General features: G+C 64.9%; 18 protein-coding genes. 7 read left to right on the forward strand and 11 right to left on the reverse strand.

Annotated features, from left to right (window positions below; all coding sequences use genetic code 11):
* Positions 1–67 precede the first annotated feature (67 nt).
* Positions 68–1246 carry a pyridoxal phosphate-dependent aminotransferase gene (locus E7681_RS06740; protein ID WP_136338917.1) on the reverse strand — a complete coding sequence of 393 codons (1179 nt, stop codon included), beginning with the start codon at positions 1244–1246 and terminating at the stop codon, positions 68–70.
* A 238-nt stretch (positions 1247–1484) separates the two neighbouring features.
* Here E7681_RS06740 and cysS point away from each other — a divergent pair, with 238 nt between their 5' ends.
* The 4 genes from cysS to E7681_RS06760 all read left to right on the forward strand — a co-directional run bounded on the left by cysS (position 1485) and on the right by E7681_RS06760 (position 6399).
* The gene (cysS, locus tag E7681_RS06745; RefSeq protein WP_136338522.1) at positions 1485–2906 is read left to right on the forward strand and encodes a cysteine--tRNA ligase; all 1422 of its coding nucleotides are present in this window, start codon (positions 1485–1487) and stop codon (positions 2904–2906) included.
* A gap of 118 nt (positions 2907–3024) precedes the next feature.
* Entirely contained in the window at positions 3025–4662 is a 1638-nt protein-coding gene (gene cimA / locus E7681_RS06750) for a citramalate synthase (RefSeq protein ID WP_136338523.1), read from the forward strand.
* The gene (locus E7681_RS06755; protein WP_136338524.1) at positions 4659–5630 is read left to right on the forward strand and encodes an alpha/beta hydrolase; all 972 of its coding nucleotides are present in this window, start codon (positions 4659–4661) and stop codon (positions 5628–5630) included. Before cimA ends, E7681_RS06755 begins: the two co-directional genes overlap by 4 nt.
* Positions 5620–6399, forward strand: coding sequence for a squalene/phytoene synthase family protein (locus E7681_RS06760; RefSeq protein WP_136338525.1), 780 nt, complete (start codon positions 5620–5622; stop codon positions 6397–6399). Before E7681_RS06755 ends, E7681_RS06760 begins: the two co-directional genes overlap by 11 nt.
* A 7-nt stretch (positions 6400–6406) precedes the next feature.
* Here the strand turns inward: E7681_RS06760 and E7681_RS06765 are convergent, their stop codons facing one another.
* Both E7681_RS06765 and cobA read right to left on the reverse strand, forming a co-directional pair.
* A complete protein-coding gene (locus E7681_RS06765) occupies positions 6407–7624 on the reverse strand; it encodes an MFS transporter (protein WP_136338526.1) in 1218 nt (405 codons plus the stop codon).
* Between the two features lie 80 nt (positions 7625–7704).
* Complete coding sequence (cobA, locus tag E7681_RS06770) at positions 7705–8556, reverse strand: uroporphyrinogen-III C-methyltransferase (RefSeq protein ID WP_136338527.1); 852 nt, start codon at positions 8554–8556, stop codon at positions 7705–7707.
* 77 nt (positions 8557–8633) lie between these two features.
* Between cobA and E7681_RS06775 the strand changes: the two genes are divergently transcribed.
* Entirely contained in the window at positions 8634–9263 is a 630-nt protein-coding gene (locus tag E7681_RS06775; RefSeq protein ID WP_136338528.1) for a DNA-3-methyladenine glycosylase family protein, read from the forward strand.
* Entirely contained in the window at positions 9260–9925 is a 666-nt protein-coding gene (locus E7681_RS06780) for an alpha/beta hydrolase (RefSeq protein ID WP_136338529.1), read from the forward strand. The genes E7681_RS06775 and E7681_RS06780 overlap by 4 nt, the downstream gene beginning before the upstream one ends.
* Positions 9926–10048: 123 nt before the next feature.
* Here the strand turns inward: E7681_RS06780 and E7681_RS06785 are convergent, their stop codons facing one another.
* Positions 10049–10459: a VOC family protein gene (locus E7681_RS06785; RefSeq protein WP_136338530.1), complete on the reverse strand. Its 411-nt coding sequence runs from the start codon at positions 10457–10459 to the stop codon at positions 10049–10051.
* A gap of 226 nt (positions 10460–10685) precedes the next feature.
* On the opposite strand from E7681_RS06785, the gene E7681_RS06790 reads away from it, so the two are divergent.
* A complete protein-coding gene (locus tag E7681_RS06790) occupies positions 10686–11273 on the forward strand; it encodes an HNH endonuclease (RefSeq protein ID WP_136338918.1) in 588 nt (195 codons plus the stop codon).
* 12 nt (positions 11274–11285) lie between these two features.
* Here E7681_RS06790 and E7681_RS06795 read toward each other — a convergent pair whose 3' ends face one another.
* The 7 genes from E7681_RS06795 to E7681_RS06825 form a co-directional block, all read right to left on the reverse strand.
* Positions 11286–12671 carry a glutamine synthetase family protein gene (locus tag E7681_RS06795; protein ID WP_136338531.1) on the reverse strand — a complete coding sequence of 462 codons (1386 nt, stop codon included), beginning with the start codon at positions 12669–12671 and terminating at the stop codon, positions 11286–11288.
* Positions 12668–14032, reverse strand: a complete 1365-nt coding sequence (locus E7681_RS06800; protein ID WP_136338532.1) for an aspartate aminotransferase family protein — start codon at positions 14030–14032, stop codon at positions 12668–12670. Before E7681_RS06800 ends, E7681_RS06795 begins: the two co-directional genes overlap by 4 nt.
* 95 nt (positions 14033–14127) lie before the next feature.
* Complete coding sequence (locus tag E7681_RS06805; protein WP_136338533.1) at positions 14128–15216, reverse strand: leucine-rich repeat domain-containing protein; 1089 nt, start codon at positions 15214–15216, stop codon at positions 14128–14130.
* 76 nt (positions 15217–15292) lie between these two features.
* Positions 15293–15790 carry a bactofilin family protein gene (locus E7681_RS06810; RefSeq protein ID WP_136338534.1) on the reverse strand — a complete coding sequence of 166 codons (498 nt, stop codon included), beginning with the start codon at positions 15788–15790 and terminating at the stop codon, positions 15293–15295.
* Positions 15780–17114, reverse strand: coding sequence for a M23 family metallopeptidase (locus E7681_RS06815; protein WP_136338535.1), 1335 nt, complete (start codon positions 17112–17114; stop codon positions 15780–15782). Before E7681_RS06815 ends, E7681_RS06810 begins: the two co-directional genes overlap by 11 nt.
* Before the next feature lie 163 nt (positions 17115–17277).
* The gene (locus tag E7681_RS06820; protein ID WP_136338919.1) at positions 17278–18087 is read right to left on the reverse strand and encodes a ferritin-like domain-containing protein; all 810 of its coding nucleotides are present in this window, start codon (positions 18085–18087) and stop codon (positions 17278–17280) included.
* A gap of 23 nt (positions 18088–18110) precedes the next feature.
* Positions 18111–18569 carry a peroxiredoxin gene (locus E7681_RS06825; protein WP_136338536.1) on the reverse strand — a complete coding sequence of 153 codons (459 nt, stop codon included), beginning with the start codon at positions 18567–18569 and terminating at the stop codon, positions 18111–18113.
* Between the last annotated feature and the right edge of the window lie 35 nt (positions 18570–18604).

The raw sequence follows: 18604 nt of genomic DNA on the forward strand, positions 1-18604 counted from the left end.
TGCCCCTGGCTTCTTTCTGAGCCAAATACTCCCGCCGGAGGCGTCCGCACCCTCCGCCCGCGCCCCGTCAGGCCTGCCCCGCCAGCTCCCCCGCCACATCCAGCAATGTCTGAAACGCCGCGCTGAACGGCGCGTCCGGTATCGTCATCGCCACCCGGATATGCCCGGTCGCCGCCTGACCGAAGCTTTCCCCCGGCATCACGGCGATCCCGTGCTCCTCCAACAGGTGCGCGGCAAAGGCATTTCCGTCCAGCCCGGTCGCGCGGATGTCCAGCATCGTGTACATCGCCCCTTGCGGCGGCACCGCGCGCACGGCGTTCTGGCGCGCCAGCAGATCCAGCGCGATGGCGCGACGGCGTTGGAACGGCTCAGCGATCCTGGCCTCGAAATCCGCGCCAAGGGTCAGGGCGAACAGGGCGGCCTCCTGGATATACCCGGGCACGCCGTAATTGGTGTTGGTCGCAAGGTTGATCAGATGGGTGATCGCCTCGACCGGGCCGATGATCCAGCCGATGCGGCTGCCGGTCATGGCGTGGGATTTCGACATCGAGCCGATCACCAGCGTCCGTTCCGCCATCCCCGGCAAGGTGCGTGGCGACAGGTGCGCGCCGTCCCAGACCTGGGTGTCATAAACCTCGTCCGAGATCAGCCACAGGTCTTTGTCCTGCACCACGCGGGCGATCCCTTCGAGGGTTTCGCGCGAATAGATCACCCCCGTCGGGTTGTTGGGCGAGTTGATCAGCAAGCTTGTCGCCCCTTCCGCATGGGCCGCGATGACCGCCGGATCGGGCTGGAACCCGGCCTCGGGGCGGGCGGGGACGGGGACGGGGATCGCGCCATTGGCCCGCACGGTGCCGGGATATGTGGCATAATGCGGGTCGATGAACATCGCCCGGTCGCCCGGATTGCACACGGCGTGATGCGCAGCGTACAGCGCGGCCTGGCCTCCGGCGGTAATCAGTACGTTTTCGGGCAAAGTTTGTACGCCCGTCTGGGCCTGCACGCGCTTGGCCACGGCCTCTCGCAGCGGCGCAATGCCGGGGATCATCGCATAGCCCGTTGTGCCCGCCAGCGCGGTCTTGTGCATGTGGTTCAGGATCAGCGGGTCGGTACGGATGTCATGCTCGCCGATGGTCAGCTCGGTCACGGCGCGGCCCTCGGCCTTCATCTGGCGGGCGCGGTAGAAAATCCCCCAACCGTCCGAGCCGCCGCCGTTGATGCCCTTGATCCGCTGAGACAGTTCCATGCCGTGTTCCTTTTGCAGTTGCGGCATGGAAGCGGGGCATTTGATCAAATGTCAATTCACCGATTGTGACATGGCGCATCACAGGTTATGAACGGTTCCATGAAACGGACGATCACCATTATTGGCTGCATTCCCTGCTGAGACATATCGGCGGGCCGTTCTTCTATTCCAAATTAGCATCGAAGTTGCTAAGCCCGCCCGCAAAGACCGGTAGCGTTTGCCTGCGCGCGAGGACACGATGACGACGATCAAGCTGCACAACTCGAAGACCCGCAAGAAAGAGGTCTTTCAGCCCATCGACCCCGAAAACGTGCGGATGTATGTCTGCGGACCTACCGTTTATGACCGCGCCCATATCGGTAACGCGCGTCCGGTGATCGTGTTCGACACGCTGTTCCGGCTGCTGCGCCATGTCTACGGTGCTGAGCATGTCACCTACGTGCGCAACTTCACCGATGTGGATGACAAGATCAACGCGCGGGCGGCTGAAAGCGGGCGCTCGATCGGAGAGATCACCGCCGAGACCACGCAATGGTATCTGGACGACATGCGCGCCGTGGGGGCGATGGACCCGACCGAAATGCCGCGCGCGACGGCGTTTATCGGGGCGATGGTGTCGATGATCGAGGATCTGATCGCCAAGGGCCACGCCTATGCGGCGGACGGGCATGTGCTGTTCTCGGTCGAAAGCTATGCGGAGTATGGTGCGCTGTCCGGTCGCTCGGTTGATGACATGATCGCCGGCGCGCGGGTCGAGGTGGCGCCGTACAAGCGCAACCCGATGGATTTCGTGCTGTGGAAGCCGTCCAGCGACGACCTGCCGGGTTGGGACAGCCCATGGGGCCGCGGGCGTCCGGGCTGGCATATCGAATGCTCGGCCATGTCCTATGAGCTGTTGGGCGCGTCTTTCGACATCCACGGCGGCGGCAACGACCTGATGTTCCCGCACCACGAAAACGAGATTGCTCAATCGTGCTGCGCGCATCCCGAGGGCGGGTTCGCCAATGTCTGGATGCATAACGAGATGCTGCAGGTCGAGGGCAAGAAGATGTCCAAGAGCTTGGGCAATTTCTTTACCGTCCGCGATCTGCTGGACGGGCATGACGGCGAACCGGGGGTGCCGGGCGAGGTGATCCGGTACGTTTTCCTGTCGACGCATTACGGCAAGCCGATGGACTGGACTGCCAAGAAGGCGAGCGAGGCGGAAACCACGCTGCGGCGCTGGCGCAAGGTGACCGAAGGGGTGACGGCTGCCGCGCAGGCTCCGGTCGAGGTGGTCGAGGCGCTGGCGGATGATCTGAACACCGCGCAGGCGCTGACGATCCTTCAGGCGATCTCGAACGGCGTTCCCCTGACGATGCTGGGCTATGCACGCGAGGAACGCTATGGCATGGCCGATCTGCTGGCGGGCGCGCAACTGATGGGGCTGCTGACGCCCGAACTGGCGGGCTGGGAAGTGATCGAGGTGGTGGACCTGTCGCTGTTCGCCGAGAAGTTCCAGGCGGCACGCGTGGCCGCGATGGCCAGCAAGGATTTCAGCGAGGTGGATCGGCAGAAGGCCGTGTTCCGCGAGGCTGGCGTCGAGGTGCGGATGAGCAAGGACGGGGTCGAATTGATCGCTGGGCCGGGCTTTGATGCCTCCAGGCTGGAGGGGCTGTGATGGCGGCGTTGCGCCTGCGGCGAGCGGGGGCGGGGGGCGCTGCCCCCCACGTTGAAACTCGGGGAGTTTCAACGCTCCCCCGGGGATATTTTCAAAAAGAAGAAGCGAGGGCCGCGTGATGAGCCGCGAGCGTTTGTACATTTATGACACTACCCTGCGCGATGGGCAGCAGACCCAGGGCGTGCAGTTTTCCACGGCTGAAAAGCAGGTGATCGCGAAGACGCTGGACGTTCTGGGCGTGGATTACATCGAGGGCGGCTGGCCGGGGGCGAACCCCACGGATAGCGAGTTTTTCGAGAGCCGGCCGCAGACGCGGGCTGTGTTCACGGCGTTCGGGATGACCAAGCGGGCTGGACGCTCGGCCGAGAATGACGATGTGCTGGCAGCGGTGATGAATGCGGGCACGCCGGCGGTGTGTCTGGTCGGTAAAACCCATGATTTCCATGTCGAGACGGCACTGGGGATCACGCTGGCGGAGAATACCGAGAATATCGCGCGCTCGGTCGAGTATATCGTGGCGCAGGGGCGCGAGGCGCTGTTTGACGCCGAGCATTTCTTTGACGGCTACAAGGCCAATCCGGCTTATGCGTTGGAGGCGGCCAAGGCGGCCTATGAGGCCGGGGCGCGCTGGGTGGTGCTGTGCGACACCAATGGCGGGACGTTGCCGCATGAGGTTTACGAGATCACCAAGGCGGTGATCTCGGCGGGGATTCCGGGCGATCATCTGGGTATTCACACCCATAACGACACCGAGAACGCGGTGGCCGGGTCTTTGGCGGCGATTGATGCCGGGGCGCGGCAGGTGCAGGGGACGCTCAACGGGTTGGGCGAGCGCTGCGGCAATGCCAACCTGACGACGCTGATCCCGACGCTGCTGCTGAAAGAGCCCTATGCCAGCCGCTATGACACGCAGATCACGCAGGATGCGCTGACCGGGCTGGTCAAGGCGAGCCGCAAGCTGGACGACATCCTGAACCGTGTGCCGTTCCGGCAGGCACCCTATGTGGGGGCCTCGGCCTTTGCGCATAAGGCGGGGCTGCATGCCAGCGCGATCCTGAAGGATCCCTCGACCTATGAGCATATCGAGCCGTCGGTGGTGGGCAACAGCCGCATCATTCCGATGTCGAACCAGGCGGGGCAGTCGAACCTGCGCCAGCGTCTGGCCGAGGCAGGATTGCAGGTCGCGGCGGGCGATCCGGCCTTGGCGCGCATTCTGGACGTGGTTAAGGCGCGCGAGGCCGAGGGCTATACCTATGACAGCGCGCAGGCCAGTTTCGAGCTGCTGGCGCGGGCCGAGCTGGGCCTGTTGCCCGAGTTCTTCGAGGTCAAGCGCTACAAGGTCACCGTCGAGCGGCGCAAGAACAAGTACAACCGCATGGTCAGCCTGTCCGAGGCGGTCGTCGTGGTGAAGGTGGACGGCGAAAAGAAGCTGTCGGTGTCGGAATCGCTCGATGAGAGTGGCTCGGATCGGGGGCCGGTGAACGCGCTATCCAAGGCGCTGGCCAAGGATCTGGGGCGCTACTCGCAGGCGATCGAGGACATGCACCTGGTCGACTTCAAGGTCCGTATCACCCAAGGCGGGACCGAGGCCGTGACCCGTGTCATCATCGACAGCGAGGACGGGCAGGGCCGCCGCTGGTCCACCGTGGGCGTGTCGCCGAACATCGTGGATGCGTCCTTTGACGCGCTGCTGGATGCGATCAATTGGAAGCTCTTGCGCGAATTCGCGGGGGCGGAACAGGGCGCGGCAGAGTGATCGGTAAGATCGCCATATCGCTGGCGCTGTCGGCGCTGATCCCGGCAGGCATTGCGCTGGGGCTGGTGGCGTCGCAAGCGCCTCGGCCGATGGCGGGCGAGGGCGGTTTGGATTTCTCGCGCCAGATGGCGCGGACCGAGGCGCTGCCGGTGCAGTCCGTTGCGATGCGCGACGGGTTTGCCCTGCAGGTGCGCCACGTGGCGGGGCCAGAGGGCGCGCCGCTGTTGGTGATGGTGCATGGATCGGGCTGGCATGGCGGGCAGTACGACGCGCTGGCGCGGGCGCTGGAGGGGCAGGCCGAGATGCTGATCCCGGACTTGCGCGGGCACGGAGCCCAGCCGGGTCGGCGGGGCGACGTGGACCATATTGGCCAGCTGGAGGACGATCTGGCCGACCTGATCGCGGCCTATCGCAAGCCGGGTCAAAAGGTGATCGCGCTGGGGCATAGCTCGGGCGGGGGGCTTGTGGTGCGAATGGCGGGCGGTTCGCAAGGGGGCGCGCTGGATGGCGCGATCCTGCTGGCCCCGTTCCTGAAGTACAACGCCTCCACGACGCGGCCCAATTCGGGCGGTTGGGCGCAGCCCCTGACGCGGCGGATCATCGGGCTGACGATGCTGAATGCCGCCCATATCCGCGCGCTGAACCATCTGACGGTGATCCAGTTCAACATGCCGCGCGCCGTGCTGGACGGCCCGCTGGGGCATACGGCGACGACGGCCTATTCCTACCGGCTGAACACCTCTTACGCGCCGCGGAACGATTACGAAGCCGATATCGCCGCGCTGCCGCCCTTTCTGCTGGCCATTGGCGACCGGGACGAGGCGTTCGTGCCTGACCAATACCAGCCGCTGATGCAGCCGCTCACCGATAAGGGGCGCTATGCGATCGTGCCCGGCGCCTCGCATCTGGATGTGGTGAACGATCCCCAAACCCTTGCTCTAATTCAGGAATTCCTGCGTGAGTTTTGACGACCCCGACCTGATCGCCTGTGCCGAGCTGGTGCAGCGCGCCGACCCTGACCGGTTTCGCGTGGCAATGGCCGCGCCGGTGGCCGCCCGTGCGGTTCTGTTCCCGATCTACGCGGCGAATGTCGAGGTCGCGCGCGCGCCGTGGGTCACTCAGGAACACCTGATCGCGGAAATGCGCCTGCAATGGTGGAAAGACGCGTTCGAGGAGATTGCGGCAGGCAAACAGGTGCGTCGGCATCAGGTCGTCACGCCTTTGTCGCGGGTGCTGGACGCGGCCGGGGCGCAACTGCTGACCGAGATGGCCGATGCGCGCCGCTGGGATATCTACCGCGATCCGTTCGAGGATGAGGCGCATTTCGCCGAGTACATCCAGAAAACCGCCGGCAACGTGATGCTGGCCGCCGCCCGTGCCTTGGGCGATGCCGAGGAAAGCGTCGTGCTGGATGCGGGCTATGCGGCGGGACTGGCGAATTTCCTGATGGCCGTGCCTGCGCTGGAGCAAGCAAAGCGCGTGCCGCTGGTTGATGGCCGTCCCGAGGTCGTGGCCGATCTGGCGCGCGACGGGCTGGCGCGGTTGCGCCGTGCGCGCGCTCAGCGGGGCAAGGTGTCGCCCGAGGCGCGGCCCGCGCTGTTGGCCGCGTGGAAAGCCGAAGGTATTCTGAAACGGGCCGCCGAGAACCCCGGGCTGGTCGCTCAGGGGGCGCTGGAGGGGTCGGGCTTTGCCACGAACGCGGGCCTGATGGTGCGGGCGCTCAGCGGGCGCTGGTAGGCCCGCCTCAGTCCTCTTTCGGGCGCAGAACCAGCCAGATCAACGCGCCACCGGCCAGCATCAGGAAAGGGGCCATCGCCAGGTTGACCGAGGTCCACCCCGCTTGCGCGGTCCCGCCCGAGCAGTTCATCAAGCCACCCGAAGCCAGCGAGGCGACGGTCACGCCGCCAAAAACCAGCAGGTCGTTCAGGCCCTGCATACGGCCGCGCTCTTCGGGTTTGTGGGCGCCGGCCAGCATCGCCGTGGCGCCGATGAAGCCAAAGTTCCAGCCGATCCCCAGCAGGACCAGCGCGAGGAAAAAGTTTTCCAGATCAACGCCTTGCAGGGCGACGGCACCGGCGCCGGCCAGGATCACCAGACCCGTCGCCACGATCTTTTCGACGCCGAAACGCGCGATCAGGTGGCCGGTAAAGAAGCTGGGGATGTACATCGCCAGAACATGCGCCGAGACCACGTCGGCGGCGGTGTTCTTTTCAAACCCGCAGCCCACGACCGCCAGCGGGGTCGAGGTCATCACAAGGTTCATCAGCGCATAGCTGACCATCGCACAGATCACCGCGACCGCGATGCGCGGGGTGGTGATCAGCTCCCACCGGGTGCGGCCCTTGGGGGCGTCATGTGCGGGCGGTTGCGGCTTGGGGATGTCGAGGAACAGGAACAGCACCGATCCGATGACGTTCACGCCGATCACCGCCAGGTAGGTGCCGACGAAGGGGATCACCATCGAGTCGACTGTCAGCTTGACCAGCTGTGGCCCGATGATCGCGGACAGCAGACCACCCGCCATGACGTAGGAAATCGCCTTGGGGCGGAATTCGTCACTGGCGCTATCGGCGGCGGCGAAGCGGTAAAAACCCTGCGCGCTCATATAGATACCGGTGACAAGGCTGCCCATCAGGTAGATCGGGAAGGAGGCTTGGTAGAGGCCATACGCACCGATCGCCCCGCCGATCGCGCCCGCCAAAGTGCCCAGCATGAAGCCGACACGGCGGCCAAATCGCTGCATCACCCAGGACACCGGGGTCGCCGCCAGCATGCTGCCCAGCACGATCAGCGAGATCGGCAGCGTGGCGAAACACAGGTTGGTGGCCAGCGTCTGACCGGCCAGCCCGCCGATGGTAAAGATCATCGGCATCTGAGAGCCAAGCAACGCCTGCGCCATGACCAGAATGGTCACGTTGCGTTTGGCGCGGCGGTCATCGGGGATGTATGCGGAATTTGTCATGCGAGAAGTGCTAGCCGCTTGCCTGCCCTTAGGCAAGCCGGGATAAATACGATGTTAACTATTTGCGTGCGGACATTTCGTCAGGGCATTTCGGCGGGACGGCCCCGGCCCAATGGATCCAGATCGCGCGGGGCGTCCCCGGCCATCATGGATTGCCAGTCCAGCACCTGACGCAGCAGGACCGCGCGGCCAACGCACAGGATGGCGGGGGGCTTCAAGCCGTTGATCTCTATGTCGTTTTCCAGCGCGCCCAGCGTGGTTTCCAGCACGTGCTGATCCGGCGTGGTGGCTTGGCAGACGACGGCACAGGGCTCGTCCGGGCTGCGGCCACCGGCCAGCAGTTCGGCTGCGATGCGGCCTGCGTGCTTCATCCCCATGTAGATCACCAGCACCTGCGCGCCCTGCGCCAAAGCGCGCCAGTTGACGGCCTGCGGGGTTTCGCCGGTCTGATCATGGCCGGTCACGAAGACCACGGACTGGTTCACGTCGCGATGCGTCACCGGGATGCCTGCGTAAGCCAGCCCGCCGATCCCGGCGCTGATGCCGGGGATGATACGGATGGGAATGCCGTGCTGAACCAGAGTCTGGGCCTCTTCTCCGCCGCGGCCAAAGACGAAGGGATCGCCGCCCTTCAGCCGCAGGACGCGTTTGCCCTGCTGCGCCAGCTCAACCAGGCGGAGCGAGATATCCTGTTGTTTTGCCGAGGGTTTCCCGCCGCGCTTGCCCGCGTATTCGTGGATCGCCTGCGGCGCCCAGTCCAGGATCTGCGGCGCGACCAGCGCGTCGTAGACGACCACATCCGCCTGCTTCAGCGCGTTCAGCGCGTGCAGGGTCAGAAGGCCCGGATCGCCGGGGCCCGCCCCACAAAGCCAAACCCAGCCCGGTTCAAGTTTGGGCCAATCGAAGGAGGGGAGTGCGCGCGAGTCGATCATTTCCCTTGTATGCGCCGGAAACACGGACTGGAAAAGAGCACGATTGCCGCGCTAGGTTGGGCGCGAAAGGGGATCACATGGTCGGACGCCTTATCGAAACGCCGGACTGCGTGGCCGAAGGGGCCGCGTGGCTGTGCAGTAATGACCCATATATGTCAAAGGCTTACGGAATGACCGGGCCTTTGCCGCTGCGCCGGAACCCGGATGGTTTCGCGCAATTGCTGAGTGCGATCGTCAGCCAGCAGGTCAGCGTTGCCTCGGCCAACGCGATCTGGGGCCGGTTGGAAAAAGCTGGAATGCTCAAGGAAGAGGCAGTTCGGGCGAGCTCGGAAGAGGCGCTGCGCGAGCTGGGGTTGAGCCGCCAAAAAGCGCGCTATTCCAAGGCGTTGGCGGAGGCGCGGATCGACTATCCGGCGCTGCGGACTGAACCGACCGAAGTGGTGATCGAGACGCTGACGCAAGTGACCGGAATCGGGATCTGGACGGCCGAAATCTATGCGATGTTCAGCCTGGGCCGCGCGGACGTGTTCGCCCCCGGTGATCTGGCCTTGCAGGAGGCGGTGCGCCTCCTTTACGAGCTGGAGGAACGACCCAAGGAACGGGCGCTGCGGCAGATGGCGGAACGCTGGTCGCCCTGGCGCGGTGTTGCGGCCCGACTTTTGTGGGCCTACTATCATGTTGAAAAGAAAAGAGAAGGTATCAAATGACGCGAGTGTTGAAGGCCGGCCGGGTTGAGCCGAAATCGGGCGATACGCGCTCGGTCGTGGTGTTTTTGCACGGCTACGGGGCGAATGGTGCGGACCTTTTGTCGATCGGAGAAATCCTGGGCGATCATCTGCCGGATACCTTGTTCCTGGCGCCCGATGCGCCGGAGCGGTGCGCGGGGGCGCCTTTCGGGTTCCAGTGGTTCCCGATTCCGTGGATCGACGGGTCGTCCGAGGAAGAATCGCAGGCCGGGATGGCGCGGGCAATCGACGATCTGAACGCGTTCCTGGACGGGGTGCTGGTGGATAATGACCTGTTGCCGGAACAGATGGTGCTGTTCGGGTTCTCGCAAGGCACGATGATGTCACTGCATGTCGCCCCGCGGCGTGAGGATGAGGTGGCTGGAATCGTTGCGTTTTCTGGCCGTCTTCTGGCACCGGAGTTGTTGGAGGACGAGGTGGTCAGCCGTCCGCCGGTGTTGTTGATCCACGGCGACATGGACGATGTGGTGCCGCCGCAATCGCTGCCCGAGGCGGCTGAATCGCTGCAGCAGGCGGGCTTCAAAGAGGTCTATGCCCACATCATGAAGGGCACCGCGCACGGGATTTCCAACGACGGGCTGTCGGTGGCGCTGGCCTTCATGCGCGACAAGCTGGGGCTGTAACGAAGCGTTAACCCGGGGAATCGTAAGATTTCGGGGTGTTTTGGTACGATGGTTTTCCACGGCCGGACCTGCGTTTTTGGCGCGGTTCGGCCGTGAGTATTTTCAGTCAGAAAGAAGCAGGGGTCAGTCGAACCAGAGGCGCGGCTCGGCGAATTCGACGGAGTTGCCGGCGGGGTCGCGGATGTAGAGGGAGCGCGCGCCGGAGGGCCAGTCGAACTCGGCCTCGATCGGGATCTGGTGGGCGGTGAGGTGCGCGCGCCAGGTGTCGAGTTCGGGGCGCGTGGCGGCAAAGCACAGGTGGCCGGGGCCGGTGGCGCCGTGGCTGGGCACGGGCATCGCGGGGTTTCTGGCAGGCAGGCGGGTCTCGGCCGGGTTGAAGATCAGCAGGACAGACTGGCTGAGGCGGAAGAACAGGTGGCGATTCCCGGCGCGGGTGATCAGCGGCAGGCCCAAGACGGTGCCGTAGAAGTGCTGGGCGGCGTCGAGGTCTGGGCAGTAGAGCGCGGTCTCGAGAATGGCTGAGGGCGGTTGCATTGCCCCAGTCTAGGCCAAGTGCCGGAAAAATCCACGAAAAGCCGTGCCTGCAAACCGGGCAGTGCCTCTGTCATGCTGCTGTCATCCGGGCAGGGCAGGGTGCAATCGCGGAGAGGAACATGATGGGGCTTGCTCCATTCCTGACGCGATATATAGTTGTGGATAACTGGGGCGGGATGTCCCGCCCTGGGCCGATTGGCAGACAGGGCGAGGGGATGTGACGCCGATGGATGGAGACTTCAGGACCGAATTCGTACGGGAACGTGGTGGGCTGAAACAGCACCCGACCTTGGTGTTGAACGCGGATTATCGGCCATTGTCCTACTATCCCTTGTCATTGTGGCCCTGGCAGGAGGCGGTCAAGGCGGTCTGGCTGGACCGGGTCGATGTCGTCGCCGAGTACGAGCAGGAGGCCCGAAGCCCGAGTACGCGGATCAGGATCCCCTCTGTCGTGGTGCTGAAAGATTTCGTCAAACCTCAGAAGCGCGTGGCCTTCACGCGCTTCAATCTTTTTCTGAGGGACGAATTCAAGTGCCAGTATTGCGGCGGCAAGGGGGATCTGACCTTTGACCACGTGGTGCCGCGCGCCAGTGGAGGGATTACCAGCTGGGAAAACGTGGTGGCGGCGTGCTCTCCTTGTAATTTGCGCAAGGGGTCCAAGAGCCTGCGTCGCGCCGGGATGCACCTGATGAAAGTGCCGCGCGCGCCGGGGGTCGAGGAGATGCGCAACATCGGCCGCAAGTTCCCGCCGGGGCATTTGCACGAAAGCTGGATGGATTTCCTGTATTGGGATGCAGAGCTTATTCAGGAATGAGCTGGATGGGGCCTAGACGGTGTGCAGGTAGAGGTCGTAATCGACCTCGGAAATCGTGCGGGCGACGCGGTCGTATTCGGCGGATTTGACGGCGGTGAAGGTGCGGTGCATGTCCTCGCCCAGGGCGGATTTCAAGAAATCCGAGGCGCGCGCGGCGTCGATGGCGCTGGCCCAGTCGCGCGGGATGGCGGCGGGTTCGGGCGCGTCATAGCCGTTGCCGGTGACGGGTTCGCCGGGGTCCAGACGGTGCTGTAGCCCGTGGCGGATGCCGGCGAGGATGGTTGCTGCGACCAGATAGGGGTTGGCGTCGACACCGGCGGGGCGATGCTCGATCCGGCGGGCGGCGGGGGCGCCTTCGGGGACGCGCAGCGCGACTGAGCGGTTGTTCACCCCCCAGCTGGTCGAAATCGGCGCGTAGGAACGGTTGGCGAAGCGCCGCCAGGAATTCAGGTGCGGGGCGAAGATCAGCATCGATTCCGGCATCGTCGCGCGCAGGCCGCCAAGCGCGTGCAGCAGGGGCGGGGCGAAGGTGCCGGGGGTGTCCTCGACAAAGATATTCGCGCCCGCGTGGTCCAGCAGCGAGACGTGGAAATGCATCCCCGACCCGGCGTAATCGGCAAAGGGTTTGGCCATGAAACAGGCGGTCATGCCATGCGCGCGGGCCTGGGCGCGGACGATGCGTTTCAGGCGCATCAGGTCGTCGGCGGCGGCCAGCACGTCCTTGCGGTAATGCAGGGTCAGCTCGTACTGGCCCGGCGCGTATTCCGAGATCATGGTCTCGGCCTTGATCCCGGCGGCCTCGGCCCCGGCGTAGATGTCGGTGAACAGGGGTAGCATGCCATGGAGGTGATCGACGGAATAGACCTCGGTCTTGGTCGAGGCGCGGCCGTCAAGGGCGGCGCGGGCGGGCTGGATCTGGCCGTTGCCGTCGCGGTCGTTGGACAGCAGGAAGAACTCCAGCTCGAACGCGGCGGCGGGGAACAGGCCCTGTTCGGCCAGCGCATCGGCCTGCCGTTTGAGCGCGTGGCGCGGGTCCGAGGTCATCGGGGTGCCGTCCAGTTCGTAGAGCGAGAGCAGCACTTCGGCCCGCTGCGGCCGGGTGTTGTGCAACAGTTTCAGCGTGCCGGGGATCGGCCAGGCGCGCAGGTCGCCGTCGCCCTGATCCCAGATCAGGCCGGTCTCGTCCACGTCCTCGCCGCAGATGTCCAGACCCAGGATCGAGATCGGCATGTGCCGCCCGGATTGGTAAAGCGACAGCAACTCGTGCCGGCGGATGATCTTGCCGCGCCCGATGCCGTTGGAATCGTGCAGCACGATGTCGACGGCCTGCACATCCGGGTGGGCATCGAGGAAGGCTTGGGCTTCGGACGGGGCGGAGCCGGAGGGGCTGTGGGTCATGCGAAAAGCTCGGACAGGACAGAGGTGAAGGCGCGGATCAGCCGGTCGATCTGCGCACGAGAGGTGGCGGGGCTGACCAGCATCATGTTGTGAAACGGCGCGATCAGGCAACCCCGGTTCAGCAGCCCGGTATGGACGGCGGATTCGACGGGGTGGATATGGGCCTGCGCGGCCTCGATCCCGTTCAGCAGGGGGCCGGGGGCGCAGATGAATTCCACCCGCGCGCCGACGCGGACGACGTGCCAAGGGGCGTTGTGTCGGGTGATCGCGGCAGAAAGGCCTGCGGCCAGACGGGCAGCGCCGTCCTCCATATGTGCGTAGGCGGCCGGGGTCATGACTTCGGTCAGCGTGGCCAGCAGGCAGGCGAATTGCATCGGGTTGGCGGACAGGGTGGTGCCCATGCCGGAATGGCCCGCAGGGCGGGTGGCGTTATAGGCGGCGTAACGCTCGGCCAGATCGGGGCGCAGGCCCCAGACGGCGGTGGGCATCCCGCCCGCCACGCATTTGCCGACGACGAAGATGTCCGGGTTCAGCCCATACGTGCGCGTATAGCCGCCATAGCCCGAGGAGATCGTGTGCGTTTCGTCGATGATCAGCAGGGCGCCGTAGCGGGTGCACAGATCGCGCAGGCCGTCGTGGAAACCGGGTTGCGGCAGGACCATGCAAGAGTTGGTCATGACGGGCTCGGTCAGGACGGCGGCGATTTCTCCGGTTTGCAGGAGGGTTTCGACCGAGGCGAGATCGTTGAACTCGGCGCAGGCGGCGAGGCGGGTCAGGTCCGAGACCTGGCCGACAAGGCCGGGGCGCGGGGCGGTCTGGCCGTCCTGCCGCATCACCATCGCGTCCTGAACGGTGCCGTGATAGCAGCCGTTGAACACCAGCACCTTGGGCCGCCCGGTGACGGCGCGGGCGACGCGCAGGGCGAAGCGGTTGGCGTCGGTGGCGGTGGTGGCGATCTGCCAGCGGAAGTCTCCGAACGTGGCTGACAGGGCCTCTCCGGCGCGCAGGGCGGTTTCGGTGGGCAGCATGTAGGTCAGCCCGTTGCCCGCCTGTGCGCGGATGGCGCGTGCGACCGGGGCGGTGGAGTGGCCGAACATCGAGCCGGTGTCACCAAGGCAGAAATCGTCCAGCTTGTGGCCGTCCAGATCGGTCAACCGCGCGCCCTTGGCCTGGGCTACCAGCAGCGGAAAGGGCATCGGCCAGTCGCGCATCCAGTGCATCGGCACGCCGTCCAGCCATGCGGGTTCGGCCCCGTCCAAAGCGGCCTTGGTGCGGGGGCGGGCGGCGGCGTAGCGCGCGGCCTCACACGTGGCGAAATCGGTCAGGCGGGACAGGGGGATGCCGGCAAGCATCTGGGTCATGAGGGTGCGTCCAATGATTTGATCAAATTCATTGTCGCCGGGCGCAGGCCGATTTTCAACAGGGAAAATCGGCGCGGATGGATATGATCAAACCATCATTTCTTGAGCTTGACCCCGGGCGGCACCGGGCTGAAATCGGTGACGGGCGCGCCGATGACGTTCAGGTGCCGAAGCGGCAGATTGCGCAGCGGGCTGAGGTCGCTGACCTGCGTGCGCACCAGTTTCAGCCCCCACAGCGCAGGGGTTTCGGCCAGCGCCGAGATGTCGGACACCGGGGTGCGGTCCAGCCACAGGATTTCCAGCTTGGTCATCCCGCGCAGGGGCGACAGGTCCGAGACGTTGGTTTTGTCCAGCTCCAGGCTGCGCAGGTCGGGCATGTTGCGCACGACCGAGATGTCGGTGACGCCCGCGTTGCCGGACAGCGCCAGGCCGCGCAGTTTGGTCAGGCCCGCTAGCGGCGACAGATCGGTGATCGCGTTGGTTTCCAGGCTGAGCATGCGCAGATCCGTCAGGCCCGCGACGAATGACGCGTCGCTGAACACGGTGCGGCCCAGAGAACCGCGGATGTAGAGCGCCTCGAGCTTTTTGGCGTTGGCCAGAACGCTGAGGTCGGTCTGCTGGCCTAGGTCGAATTTGACGTTTTGCAGGTGGGGCAGGTTGGCGAGGGCCTCTTGCCCGGTGACGCCCAGGGCGATGACGTTCAGCACGCGCAGGTCGGTCCAGCTGGCCAGTGCGGACAGATCCAGCACGTCGCCGGGGGCGTAAAGGCGCAGGTCGCGCACGGTAGCGGGCGGGGTGGTCAGTTGACCCAGCGAACGGGCGGCCTGAGCCGACAGCGACAGCGCCCGCAGCGCCTGCATCGAGGGCAGCGGGGACATGTCGATCGGGCCGACGCGGAACAGCTCCAACTCGGTCACGGTGTCGTTGTTGGTGAGCGAGGAGAGGTCGTAATCCTCCTCGGGGTTGTCCGCCGAGACAACGTTCAGTTTCAGGCGGAAGTCGTTGCGCAGGTGGATCGGCAGCTGGGCGGGTTTGATCTCGCGCTTGTCACCGGGCAGGGGGTCGCAGTATCCGTCCTTCAGCGCGCCGATGCCGATGGGGGTCAGGCAAAGCTGATCCTCGGGGATCGGTTGAGCATGGAGGGGAGCGGCCAACAGGGCCAGGACCAGGAAAATGCGGCGCATTGGGGATACCATGAGGACGGACGAAAAAAATGCCGCGACAGGCGCGGCATTTCGGGATTTCACAAGGTAAGGCGGATCAGCCTTCGGCTTTGGGGGCCGCGGGGGCTGCGGGCTTGGGCGCTGCGCCCTTGTTCGACAGCGGGTCGTCCTGACGCTGAACCGAGCCTTCGAAATGGGCGCCGGATTCGATCGCGATGGTCTTGTGGATGATGTCGCCTTCGACGCGGGCGGTCGAGGTCAGGCGCACCTTCAGGCCACGCACGCGGCCCACGACGCGGCCGTTCACCACGACGTCATCGGCGACGACTTCGCCCTTGATGGTGGCGGTTTCGCCGACGGTCAGCAGGTGGGCGCGGATGTCGCCTTCGACGGCGCCTTCGACCTGAATGTCACCGGTGGTTTTCAGGTTGCCGACGATGGTCAGGTCCGACGACAGGATCGATGCCGGGGGCTTCGGTTTGGGGGCCGACGCTTTGAAATCGCTGGCCGGAGCGGTGGGCGCCTCGGGCATTGCGGGTTTCGCGGCTTCGGGGGCCTTCTGTGCGGGTTCGTTGATTTTGCTCTTAGAAAACATCTCGTGCAGCCTTGATAAAGATCATTGGATTGACGGACTTCCCGTCGACTCTCACTTCGTAGTGGAGATGGGACCCGGTTGAACGACCGGATGATCCCATATCACCGATGCGCTGTCCGCGCGATACTTTTTGCCCTTTCTTCACGGAAATTTTTGACAGATGGGCATAGCGGGTTTCGATGCCGAACTTGTGCTTGATCTTGATCAGGCGACCGTAGCCGGAGGACCAGCCCGCTTCGCTGACGACACCGTCGGCGGTGGCGTAGATCGGCGTACCGACGGGGGCGGCGAAATCCGTGCCCTGGTGCAGACGGCGGCCGCCGGTCTTGGGATCGCGGCGATAGCCGTAACCGCTGGTGAATCGGAAGGATTTGAACACCGGATTGGCGAAGGGCGCGGCCTCGGCGGCGATACGGTAGAGGTTCAGCTGGTCCATCTGCTGCAGCAGACGGTTGGCGCGGATCGCATCCTCGGAGGGTTCCTCGCCCATCGTGGAAAAGCTGATCGGCATCAGCGGGCCGCCCTGGCCGGAATAGCCGCGGCGCACCTGGTCCAGGATCGAGTTGGTGTTCATGCCAGCGGCGCGGAACATCTTGTCCAGCGGCTTGACCGAGACGCTCATCGCGTCTTCGAGCTGGCGGAAGATCTGGTCGTTCTGGTCTTGCATCAGGCGGATCTGATGGGACAGGTCATCGGCGCGTTGCAGGGCCTCTTGCGCATCCGCGACGATCTGATCGCGTTGCGCGGCGGTGTCGTCCAGCGCGGCAACCATGAAGTTCAGAGTGTCCAGATCGGTCTTGGCCGAGGCCAGCTTGGCTTTGCCTTTCTGGCCGTCCATCTGCTCTTTTTGTGCGCTCAGGGTCTGGCGCGCCTCGTCGCGTTCTTTAAGGGTGCGGCGCAGGGTGGTCTGGATCACTTCGATGCCGGTTTCCAGCTCGCGCCGGGCGGTTTCGGATTCCAGCAGCTGTTCCTGCATGACGGAAATCTGTTCAAGCGCCTTGTTAAAGCGCTCTTGCGCGGCCAGCGCCTCGACGGCGCGGCTGTCGCGTTCGTCCGAGACCAGATTCAGGCGGTCTTCGTAGGTGCGCTGATCGCGCTTGGCCTGCTCGCGGAAATTGCCGGACCCGATCGAGTCCATCAGCAGGATTGCGGTTGCGATGATCGCCCAGGCGATCACCGTCGCCGAACCCGTAAACCCGATCAGCTGAGTGACCGGACGCAGGCGGATGAACCGCGTGTCGGTGTCGGATCGCAGGAAAAGCCGCCGCTCGGGAAAGTATTTCTCCAGCAGTGCGTCGATCTTGATGGCCAGACGTGTCCTCACCCCAGCGTCCTTATTCCGTTTCCCCAGTCGGGCGCGTCTCGTTCATTGTTCGCGCGCCGCCCTAGGGGTGATTAACGGGCAAGAAAGGATTGGGCAAGAATTTTGGCCAATTGGCCGGGCCGGGTGGGTCGATTCCCGCCGATTTGGCGGGAACCTGCCGATGTCAGCGGGCGTGCCGCGGGGGCGTTTCGTCGGCCAATGGCCAGTAGAAATCGGGCGGAAGGCCTGCTTCGGCGCGTTTTTCCTCGTTGAACGGGGGTTTTAGCGCGCCGTGGAAGTAGCGCTTCACCAGCGCGTGGAACTGGTCCTTGGGGTCCAGATCGTGGCGACCGCACAGGAAATGGAACCACTTGGAGCCATAGGCGACATGGCCCACTTCCTCGGCGTAGATGACGCCGAGGGCGTCCACCACGTCCTGTTGACCGGCCTTTCTGAAGACCTCGATCATGCCGGGGGTGACGTCCAGCCCGCGCGCTTCCAGCACCATCGGCACCACGGCCAGACGGCCCAGAATGTCGGCGGCGGTGTCCTCGGCGGCGCGCCACATGCCGGCATGGGCGGGCAGGGCGCCGTAATGGCTTCCCATCGCCTCAAGGCAGTCGCAGACCAGATTATAGTGCTTCGATTCCTCGTCGGCGGATTTCACCCAGTCGTCGTAGAACCCCGGCGGCATCGGGATGTGGCCGAAACGGGCGATGATGTCCCAGTGCAGGTCAACGGCGTTCAGCTCGATATGGGCGACGGCATGCAGGATCGCGGTGCGGCCCTGAACCGATCCGGGGCGGCGGCGCGGCACGTCGCGCGGGTCCAGCAGTTCGGGCTGCGCGGGGCGGGCGGGCTGCATCGGCGGGTTGGCGGTGCCCACGGGGATCGGGGTGCCAGCGGCGCGGGCGGCGAACCATGCGGCGGCGTGACGGCGCGAGAGCGCGGTTTTCGCGCGCCCGTCGGCGGTGGTCAGCACCTCGACCGCCATTTCGGTCAGGGTCAGGGTCTGGGTCATAGGGCGCGGGCGGCCTCCAGCACCTCTTCGACATGGCCGGCGACTTTGACCTTGCGCCATTCGCGGACGATGGTGCCGGTGCCGTCAATGAGGAAGGTCGACCGCTCGATCCCCCAGAATTTCTTGCCGTACATCGACTTTTCTTTCCACACGCCCAGGCGTTCGCTGAGATCGCCGTTTTCGTCCGACAGCAAGGAAACGCTCAGGCCCTGCTTTTCACGGAATTTTTCATGGCTTGCGAGGGAATCTTTCGATACGCCGAAGACCTTGACGCCAAGGGCTTCGAAAGCGGGCAGGGCTTCGGTGAAGCCGATCGCTTCTTTCGTGCAGCCCGAGGTGTTGTCGCGCGGGTAGAAGAACAGCACCACGGGCGACGGGCGCAGGGCCGACAGGGTGACGGGGTCTCCGCCATCTTGGGGCAGGGTGAAATCGGGGGCAGTGGTCAGTTCGGTCACGGTCAATTCCTGAGATGCGTCGCGGGGTCTGGTGT

Origin of the sequence: Thalassobius vesicularis, from assembly GCF_004799325.1 — a bacterium.
In the GTDB taxonomy this organism is placed as follows: Bacteria; Pseudomonadota; Alphaproteobacteria; order Rhodobacterales; family Rhodobacteraceae; genus Thalassobius; species Thalassobius vesicularis.